General features: G+C 63.0%; 4 protein-coding genes and 1 pseudogene. 2 read left to right on the top strand and 3 right to left on the bottom strand.

The annotated features are described in order from the left end of the window. Window positions 1–146: 146 nt before the first annotated feature. A complete protein-coding gene (locus tag Q0964_RS07245; RefSeq protein WP_299265374.1) occupies window positions 147–1,433 on the bottom strand; it encodes a digeranylgeranylglycerophospholipid reductase in 1,287 nt (428 codons plus the stop codon). 305 nt (window positions 1,434–1,738) lie between these two features. On the opposite strand from Q0964_RS07245, the gene Q0964_RS07240 reads away from it, so the two are divergent. After that, window positions 1,739–2,698 (top strand): alpha/beta hydrolase, encoded by a 960-nt coding sequence (locus tag Q0964_RS07240; RefSeq protein WP_299265371.1) that lies wholly within the window; start codon window positions 1,739–1,741, stop codon window positions 2,696–2,698. A 39-nt stretch (window positions 2,699–2,737) separates the two neighbouring features. Next, window positions 2,738–3,175, top strand: coding sequence for a GNAT family N-acetyltransferase (locus tag Q0964_RS07235; RefSeq protein WP_299265368.1), 438 nt, complete (start codon window positions 2,738–2,740; stop codon window positions 3,173–3,175). Window positions 3,176–3,186: 11 nt separating this feature from the next. On the opposite strand, the gene Q0964_RS07230 is transcribed toward Q0964_RS07235, so the two are convergent. Together Q0964_RS07230 and Q0964_RS07225 are read right to left on the bottom strand one after the other, a co-directional pair. Continuing rightward, entirely contained in the window at window positions 3,187–3,339 is a 153-nt protein-coding gene (locus Q0964_RS07230; protein WP_299265365.1) for a hypothetical protein, read from the bottom strand. A gap of 291 nt (window positions 3,340–3,630) precedes the next feature. Continuing rightward, a pseudogene (locus Q0964_RS07225) lies at window positions 3,631–3,825 on the bottom strand (2-oxoacid:ferredoxin oxidoreductase subunit beta); the annotation flags it as partial.

Genomic DNA, 3,825 nt, shown 5'->3' with positions numbered 1-3,825 from the left:
TGGTCGGCGTCGTCGTTCTCCCAGGTGCCGAGACCGAGTATGGGCATACCGCTAGATCGTGGAACGCCTTCGGCGTCGAGTCGGGGAGGCATAGTCACCGGAGGAAGGGCGGCCGCGTGCAAAGTCGTTGTGAAACCGGCACTGACCTAGTTCTGGAGGAGTTTCGCGATGGCCGCAACCGCGCTAGCGGGACTCGACCCGGTCGTGTCGAACCGGTCTTTCGCGTAGTCGACTAGAATTGGGAGGTCCCCGGCGTGGATGAGCTTCCCGATGGCCAGTGGGCTCCCTTTGTTCGCTTTGGCCAGCGTCTCGTCGGGCGTCTGCCGGAGGTCCGTCATCAACTGGTCGTAGCGCTCGTTGGGAGCGAGGTAGAGGAGTTTGGTCATCAGCAGTCGGTTGCGCATCCGGGGCGCGACCCGCTCGTGCCAGAGGTCGTCGTAGGTCGCCATGTTCTCGGCGGACGTGTCGGGGTCGTTCGGCGTGAGACACCTATCGGCCGTGACGGCGGCGACGCGGCCAGATTCCATGCACTTGTGGATACCCTCGCCCCACAGCGGGTCGATAGTCGGCACGGTATCACCGACAGCCATGAAGTTGTCCGTACTCAACCGCTCGGGCATCTGGATGTGGGCAGACCCGCGGTGCATCTTCCCCTGGAGTTTGGTCGCGTTCGCAAAACGCGGGTCGGCGTCGAGCCAGTAGTCGAGGTAATCGTCGATGGTCATTCCCCCCTGCCCCCGAGACTGGTAGCTCTCGTTTTGGATGTAACAGAGGCCGACCTTCGCGGTGTCTTCGCCGGTGTGAAAAATCCAGGAGTACCCGCCCGGCGCGATGTTGTGGTCGAGTCTGAGCATCATCGCGTCGGTCAGGTCGGCGTACTGGTCGTGGTCTACGTCGATGCCCTCGAACTCGTACTCGATGCCGATGGCCTGATTCTGCCGTTCTAGCTCACTCACACCGAGTTCGCGGGCGAGCGGCGCGGACGGACCGGTCCCGTCGACAACCACGTCGGCGTACACCTCCTGTGAGCCGTTGTACTCGACGCCGACGATTTCGCCGCCGTCCATAATGGGGTTGGCGACGCGAGCGTCGAACCAGTATTCGGCACCCTTCGAGCGCCCCTCCTCGACTAGCCACTGCTTGAAGTCGGCGAACTCGAGTACCGCTCCGGCGCGGTCCTGTACGTAGTGTTTGTTGGGCGACTCCAGAACGACGTTGTCGGTGTAGTTCATGACGACGTCGCTGGGCACGTTGAACGACGCCATCATGGACGGGAACGTGCCGGCAGTCGATTTGTTGCTCTGGCGCGGGAACTCGTCTTCGGCCTCTGTTTCGAGAACGAGAACCTCGTAGTCCCGTGCCGCCAGGTCGCGGGCGCACTGTGCTCCAGCCGGTCCTGCACCGGCGACGATTACGTCGTAGTGATCAGTCATAACGTCGGATTGTGAACTGCAGAGTGTTCCTCACAGCGCTGTTCCCCACTGGGTACCGGATTGTTTCGTCGTGCGCAACAACGACCCCCGATGTCGAATTCGTGACGACAGCCCCCACCGCGTCACTCCCTACTCTCCTGTCGCACTGCGCACTCATTGTTCACTACTATCGCCTCAACTCCTAAAAAAGGACCCTCTCCGCGGCGAAAACGGCCGGCTCTCGCCCCGCGTTACCGATTGATTTAAAGTAACCCTCAGATGTACGGTAGAACGTTGATAACCTGTCGGGCGCGAAGAAAATTTGTATGTTTGAAGACCAGCCGGTCCGGGGGGAACTCGACGGACACGTCGAGAACATGCTCGACCTGCTCAACGACTACGACATCACGCTCTCGGAGGGAACGCCGGAGGATGCACGCGAGCAGTTGACCGTCATGACGAACCTCTCGACGGGTGCACCGGAGGACGTTGACACGGTCGAGAACGTCGAGATTCCAGCAGCCGGCGACGGCGGGGAACCTATTCCCGCCCGCGTCTACGCGCCCGCCGGTGAGGGTCACCCGACGGTCACCTTCTTCCACGGCGGCGGCTTCGTCGCGGGTGACATGGACACACACGACGAGCTCTGTCGCATGCTGGCCAACCGGGCCGAAGCCGTGATCGTCTCCGTCGAGTACCGCAAGGCACCGGAGGCGTCGTGGCCGGAACCGATCAAAGACGCCTACGCCGGTGCACAGTGGACCGCACGCAACACAGACGAGTACGGCGCAGACACGGACACGCACGTCGTCGCTGGTGACAGCGCCGGCGGAAACCTCAGCGCCGTCGTCTCGTTGATGGCTGCCGAACGCGGGATGCCAGACATCGACCGGCAACTCCTGCTCTACCCGGCGACGACCTACATGGACCCGATGCCCTCGCGGGCGCAAAACGGGGACGGTTATTTCCTGACCGCACAGGATATGCTCTGGTTCGTCAAACAGTACATCGACGACGAGATCGACGCCCACCACCCGTGGTCGTTCCCGCTCAACGCCCGGCGTGACAAACTCGCCGAGGCGCCGCCAGCGTACGTCCTGACCTGTGGTTTCGACCCACTGCGAGACGAGGGACACGCCTACGCCCAGGAACTCGCTGAGGCCGGCGTCGAGGTCGAGTACAGCAACCACGAGTCGATGATCCACGGCTTCCTCAACATGGAGGGTATCGTCGACCACACGTACGAGGGCGTCGAAGAAGTCGCCGAACAGATCCGAAAGGCCTGACAGCGGGGCGTTTTTGCCGCCGGCTCGCTAGCAGTCCATATGATCGATACCGGCGTCGTCGTCGCCGCTACCGAAGCCGAGCGCGCCGACGCCCTCGCCGTCCGGCACGCCGTCTTCGTCGAGGGACAGGGTATCTCCGAAGACCGCGAACTCGACGGTCTGGACAGCAACGCGACCCACGTCGTCGCGTACGACGACGGGGAGCCAATCGGGGCCGCTCGACTTCGCCAGCCCGAGTCCGACCTCGGGAAGGTCGAACGCGTCGCCGTCCGCGAGGACCGGCGCGGCGAGGGCTGGGGCCGACGCGTCATGACGACCGTCCACAGCGTGGCCCGTGAGCGCGGCTTCACGGAACTGGTTTTGCACGCACAGGCCGAGGTGGAGGGATTCTACCGTCGACTCGGCTACCGGACTGTCGGTGACGAGTTCGAGGAAGCGGGTATTCCGCACGTCGAGATGGTTCGGAGCCTCGACTGAGCGGACTGGGCCTACCGACTCGTGTACTCGACGTGTTCGACGCATCCAACTATATTACGGATGGCTGCACGCGGTTCGACGATTCCCTCCTCCGGGTCGTAGCCGACGATGTCGAACGCGTGGTTGTGCAGGCGGTCAAGGCGACTGCCCCGGGGTGAGTTCACAGTTGCCTACAGGTATCGCGGTGGTAGGTTCTAATCGTTAGGATAACAGGTCTGCCGGAGCGGTGCCGGCAGGCCGGTGTGTTATACTGCCCACACAGTTCGGGCTACGGACTCCGGTGTCTGTCGGTCCCTGCGCGTGTTCGGGTCGCCGGTCGGACGGCGGTCGCTGCACGGTCGCGTGCGGGGCAGGGAAGTCGCACGGAGTTCGCCACGGCGGCGCGAACTCCGCCTTTTTTGTCGAGGTCTTTATCAGCGGGTCGCCGAAGTTGAATCCGAATAAAAAAGCGTCGTTTAGTAGAACTCGCGGACGAGGTCCATCGCGTCCTCTGGCGGGCCATCGGGGATGTCGGCCATGGAGTCGGTTAGGCCTACGCGCTCGTCGAAGGGCACCGACTGTTCGTCTTGGTAGATGACGCCTTGGTACTCCTTGTCGGCGTCGAGGATGGCCGATTTGGCGTCGTCGTAGTCCGTCGAGTCGTGGTCGGT

Origin of the sequence: Halorientalis sp. (assembly GCF_028275115.1) — an archaeon.
GTDB lineage: Archaea > Halobacteriota > Halobacteria > Halobacteriales > Haloarculaceae > Halorientalis.
This window is presented reverse-complemented; position numbering and strand designations above follow the sequence as displayed.

Bases quoted from the DNA above. Each gene is read 5' to 3' on its own strand.
- Q0964_RS07245 (WP_299265374.1), bottom strand. From the start codon at position 1,433: ATGACTGATCACTACGACGTAATCGTCGCCGGTGCAGGACCGGCTGGA.
- Q0964_RS07240 (WP_299265371.1), top strand. From the start codon at position 1,739: ATGTTTGAAGACCAGCCGGTCCGGGGGGAACTCGACGGACACGTCGAG.
- Q0964_RS07235 (WP_299265368.1), top strand. From the start codon at position 2,738: ATGATCGATACCGGCGTCGTCGTCGCCGCTACCGAAGCCGAGCGCGCC.